The sequence below is a fragment of the Actinoplanes sp. NPDC051633 genome, from assembly GCF_040681735.1.
Classification (GTDB): domain Bacteria; phylum Actinomycetota; class Actinomycetes; order Mycobacteriales; family Micromonosporaceae; genus Actinoplanes.
Genome location: NZ_JBFAZH010000756.1, coordinates 1 through 3,851 on the forward strand (window position 1 = coordinate 1; position 3,851 = coordinate 3,851).

The 3,851-nt window shown below is 73.5% G+C and carries 6 protein-coding genes; all 6 read right to left on the reverse strand.

Going from position 1 to position 3,851, the window contains the following annotated elements; translation table 11 throughout:
• The coding region (locus tag AB0M20_RS31335) for a hypothetical protein (RefSeq protein WP_364303938.1) at positions 1-277 on the reverse strand (277 nt) is incomplete at its 3' end.
• Positions 278-340: 63 nt separating this feature from the next.
• Positions 341-1,111: an MEDS domain-containing protein gene (locus AB0M20_RS31340; RefSeq protein WP_364303939.1), complete on the reverse strand. Its 771-nt coding sequence runs from the start codon at positions 1,109-1,111 to the stop codon at positions 341-343.
• On the reverse strand, positions 1,108-1,908 hold the full coding sequence (locus AB0M20_RS31345) for an ABC transporter ATP-binding protein (RefSeq protein ID WP_364303943.1): 801 nt from the start codon (positions 1,906-1,908) through the stop codon (positions 1,108-1,110). The genes AB0M20_RS31340 and AB0M20_RS31345 overlap by 4 nt, the downstream gene beginning before the upstream one ends.
• A gap of 11 nt (positions 1,909-1,919) precedes the next feature.
• Positions 1,920-2,681, reverse strand: coding sequence for a cobalt ECF transporter T component CbiQ (gene cbiQ, locus AB0M20_RS31350; RefSeq protein WP_364303940.1), 762 nt, complete (start codon positions 2,679-2,681; stop codon positions 1,920-1,922).
• A gap of 2 nt (positions 2,682-2,683) precedes the next feature.
• Positions 2,684-3,028, reverse strand: coding sequence for a PDGLE domain-containing protein (locus tag AB0M20_RS31355; protein ID WP_364303941.1), 345 nt, complete (start codon positions 3,026-3,028; stop codon positions 2,684-2,686).
• Entirely contained in the window at positions 3,028-3,729 is a 702-nt protein-coding gene (locus AB0M20_RS31360) for an energy-coupling factor ABC transporter permease (RefSeq protein WP_364303942.1), read from the reverse strand. The genes AB0M20_RS31355 and AB0M20_RS31360 overlap by 1 nt, the downstream gene beginning before the upstream one ends.
• Positions 3,730-3,851 lie beyond the last annotated feature (122 nt).

Below are 3,851 nucleotides of genomic sequence, written 5' to 3' on the forward strand. Positions count from 1 at the left end.
TGAAGCCCGCGGCGAGCGCGGCATCGGTCGCCGCGGCGTAGGCGCGGACCTGCGCCGCGGGGTCCACCACGGCGCCCGTCGGATACGCCGACCCCACCCGCACGACCCGGGTGAGCAGACCGTCCGAGGGTGGTGAGTCGCCGATCCACCACACCTCGCAGCCCTCCGCGGCGCCGTCGGCGAGGAAGCCGCGGCCCTGCGCCGCGAGGACGGCGTCGTCGTCATACGCGAAGCAGACATGATCGTGCGCAGCGCCGGCGGAGCCCCCACGAGTCACGCATACCAGCTTAAGGAGCGTTCGCCCGGTCCGGTAGGCCACGTCAGCCCGAGTGCCCGGCGGTCATCGCGCCACCTCGACCCGCAGGCGGTCCAGCTCCAGCAGCGCGGCCAGCCGGCCCAGCCCGTCGCCGGAGGCCCGCAGCACCAGCGTGGTGTCGTGGTCGGTGGCCCACCGGTCCAGTCGCTGCAGCGCGCGGTGGTCCGCGAAGCGCAGCCCGGTGGCGTCGAGCACCACGCCGCCCCGCTCCCGATGCAGTCCGGTCCGCTCCAGCGTGCGGCGCAGCGCGTCCTCGGAGGCGAGGTCCAGCTCGCCGGACAGCGTCGCCCGGCCCAGCTCGGGGCGGCAGGCGTGCATGCGGAACGGCACCGCGACGTTGGTCGTCGGGTGCAGGCAGGCCAGCTCGTCGAGGTCGCCGGCGCCGAGCGCGCTGCGGCGGAAGGCGCACATGCCGGAGAGCGGGTGCACGGCCATGAAGCGGTCGATCAGGTGCTCGTACCGGCAGAAGGCCTCGCGCTGCGCCGCGGTCCGCACCAGCGGGGTCACCTCGGCGACCACCCGCAGGCCGCGGTGCCCGTCGGCGAGGGCGTCGTGGAACGCGCCGATGAAGACGGCGGCCTGCTCCCGCGGGTCCACCGCCGAACCCTCCGCGTAGGTCGTGTCCAGCCGCAGGTGCCGCGCGGGCACGCCCACCGGCGGACCGGCCGGGCCGATGTACCAGATCCGCTGACCGGACCGCGAGCCGGCGGTGAGAAAGGCGCGGGCGTTCTCCTCGAGGGTGGCCGGATCGTCGTACGCCAGGCACACGTGGTCGTGTGGTGCCTCGGTCGTCACCCGCGGAGCGTAGGACCTCCGCGGACCGGGGGCGTCGCACCGCCTGTCCGCCGGACGTGGGGGTCGAAGCCGAACGGCAGCTCGAGCCGGTGGGCGCCGAGCAGGTCGTCGTCGGCCAGCACGTCGCGGGTGGGCGCGTCGGCCGCGATCACCCCGTCGTCCAGGATCAGCGCGCGCGGGCACAGCTCCAGCGCGTACGGCAGGTCGTGCGTCACCATCAGCACGGTCACCGGCAGCGACCGGACGATCTCGGCCAGCTCCCGCCGGCTCGCCGGGTCCAGGTTGGACGACGGCTCGTCCAGCACCAGCAGCTCGGGCCGCATGGCCAGCACGGTCGCCACCGCCACCCGGCGCCGCTGGCCGAAGGACAGATGCTGCGGCACCTGGTCGCGGTGCGCGCTCATCCCCACCGCGGCGAGCGCCTCGTCGACCCGGGCGTCCAGCTCGGCGCCGCGCAGGCCGAGGTTGGCCGGCCCGAACGCCACGTCCTCGGCGACCGACGGCATGAAGAGCTGATCGTCGGGGTCCTGGAAGACGACGCCGACCTTGCGGCGGATCTCCGCGATCCCGGCCCGGTCGCCCGGGTCCACCCGCTGCCCGCCGACCTCGACCGTGCCCGCGCCGCCGGCGAGGATGCCGTTGAGGTGCAGCACCAGCGTGGTCTTGCCGGCGCCGTTCGGCCCGAGCAGCGCCACCCGCTCGCCGGGCGCCACGGTCAGGTCAACGCCGCGCAGCGCCACGCTGCCGTCCGGGTAGGCGAAGGTCAGCCCGGCGACCCGTAGCGTTGGGGTCATCATCGGATCGCCGGTCAACTCAGCACCGTCACCAGCGCCACCCCGGCGGCGGCGAGCGGCAGCAGTGCGGAGGCCGCCCACTGCCCGGCGGAGGCCGGCTGCTGACCGGTGCGCGGCAGCCGCCCGGTGTAGCCGCGCGAACGCATCGCCAGATAGACCCGCTCGCCGCGCTCGAAGGCCCGCAGGAACAGCGCGCCCACCCCGACCGCGAAGGCCTTGACCTGCCACAGGAACCGCGGGTCGTAGCCACGGGACAGCCGGGCGATCCGCATCCGCCGCGCGTCGTCGGCGAGGATGTCGAGATAGCGGAGCATGAACGTGGCGATCTGGGTGAAGACCGAGGGCACGCGCAGGCGGTCGAGGCCGAGGATCAGGTCACGCATGGAGGTGGTCGCGGCGAGCAGCAGCGAGGCGAGCACGCCCAGCGTGCCTTTCGCCACGATGTTCCAGGCGCCGTAGAGCCCGTCCACCGACAGCGACATGCCCAGCCAGACGATCCGCTCGCCGTGCCCGGCGAACGGCAGGAAGACGGCCAGCAGCACGAACGGCAGCTCGATCGTGGCGCGCTTGGCGAGCCAGCCGGGCCGCACCCGGGCCAGAGCGGCGACCAGCACGATCAGCGCCGCGAACCCGGCGAAGGCGGCGAAGTGCTCGCGCGGCGTGACCACCACGATGATCGTGAAGAGCAGGGTGGCGGCGATCTTCACCTCGGGCGGCAGCCGGTGCAGCGGGCTGTCGTGGTCGAGGTGCAGCGGGTGGGCGTGGCCGGCGCCCACGGTCAGCCCACCGGCTTACGGCGGCGCACCAGCCAGAACACGCCGCCGCTGAGGGCGAAGACGATGACCACGCCGAGCACTCCGGCCAGGCCGGTGGACAGGTGGTCGTTGCCGATGCCGCGGATGCCGTAGTCGGCCAGCGGGCCGCCGCCGAGCTGATGGTCCTGCTCCTGCTGGGCCATGCACGTGCCGCCGGTGATCTCGTCGTCGGCGTTGAACGTGCAGCCCTGCCGGGCGGTCGCGTCCAGGCCGTCGGGGCTGCCCGAGGCGAAGCCGCTCACCACGCCGGCCAGCAGGATCGCCACCAGCAGGCCGCCGGCGAGGAACCAGCCGAGTCGCTTGCTCATCAGGCCGGCACTCCCGCGGTCGCGACGGCCGGAGCGGTGCGGAAGCGGCGCAGCGCGTACACCAGATCGGGTCTGACCTTGGCGACGGTGGCGACCGTGGTCGCGGCGATCAGGCCCTCGCCGATGCCGATCAGGGTGTGCACGCCGGCCATCGTGGCCGAGATCGTGCCCAGCGAGAGCTGGGTCGTGCCGCCCATCGCGTACTCCAGCACGAAGCCCTGCGAAGCGGCCACCACGCTGACCACAGAGGCGATGAACGCGGTGGTGGCGACGCCGCCGGCCGTCCTGGGCAGCAGCCGCAGCAGGCCGGCGACCACCAGATAACCCGCCGCGGTGCCGAGGATCGCCATGTTGAAGACGTTGAGGCCGAGTGCGGTGAGGCCGCCGTCGGCGAAGAGCAGGCACTGGACGATCAGCACGGTCGCGACGCACAGGGCGCCCACCCACGGGCCGGCCAGCACGGCGGCCAGGGCGCCGCCGAGCAGGTGGCCGGAGACGCCGGGCAGCACCTGGAAGTTGAGCATCTGCACGGCGAAGATGAACGCCGCCACCAGCCCGGCCATCGGGGCGAGACGGTCGTCCAGATCGGCGCGGCCCCGCATTACGCAGAAGCCGAGCGCGACGAGGGAGACGACGGCGAACGCGGCCGAGGTGCGCGCGTCCACGATCCCGTTAGCGATGTGCATCGCCACCACGTTCATGGGCGCCAGCGTATTCCCCAGGACTGGCTATTGCACAGGTCTGGCAACAACATTGTCATGGTGTCGACTCGAGCGCCTTGATCACCGCTGCCATGTCCTCGGCGCCGTGACCCAGCGCGACC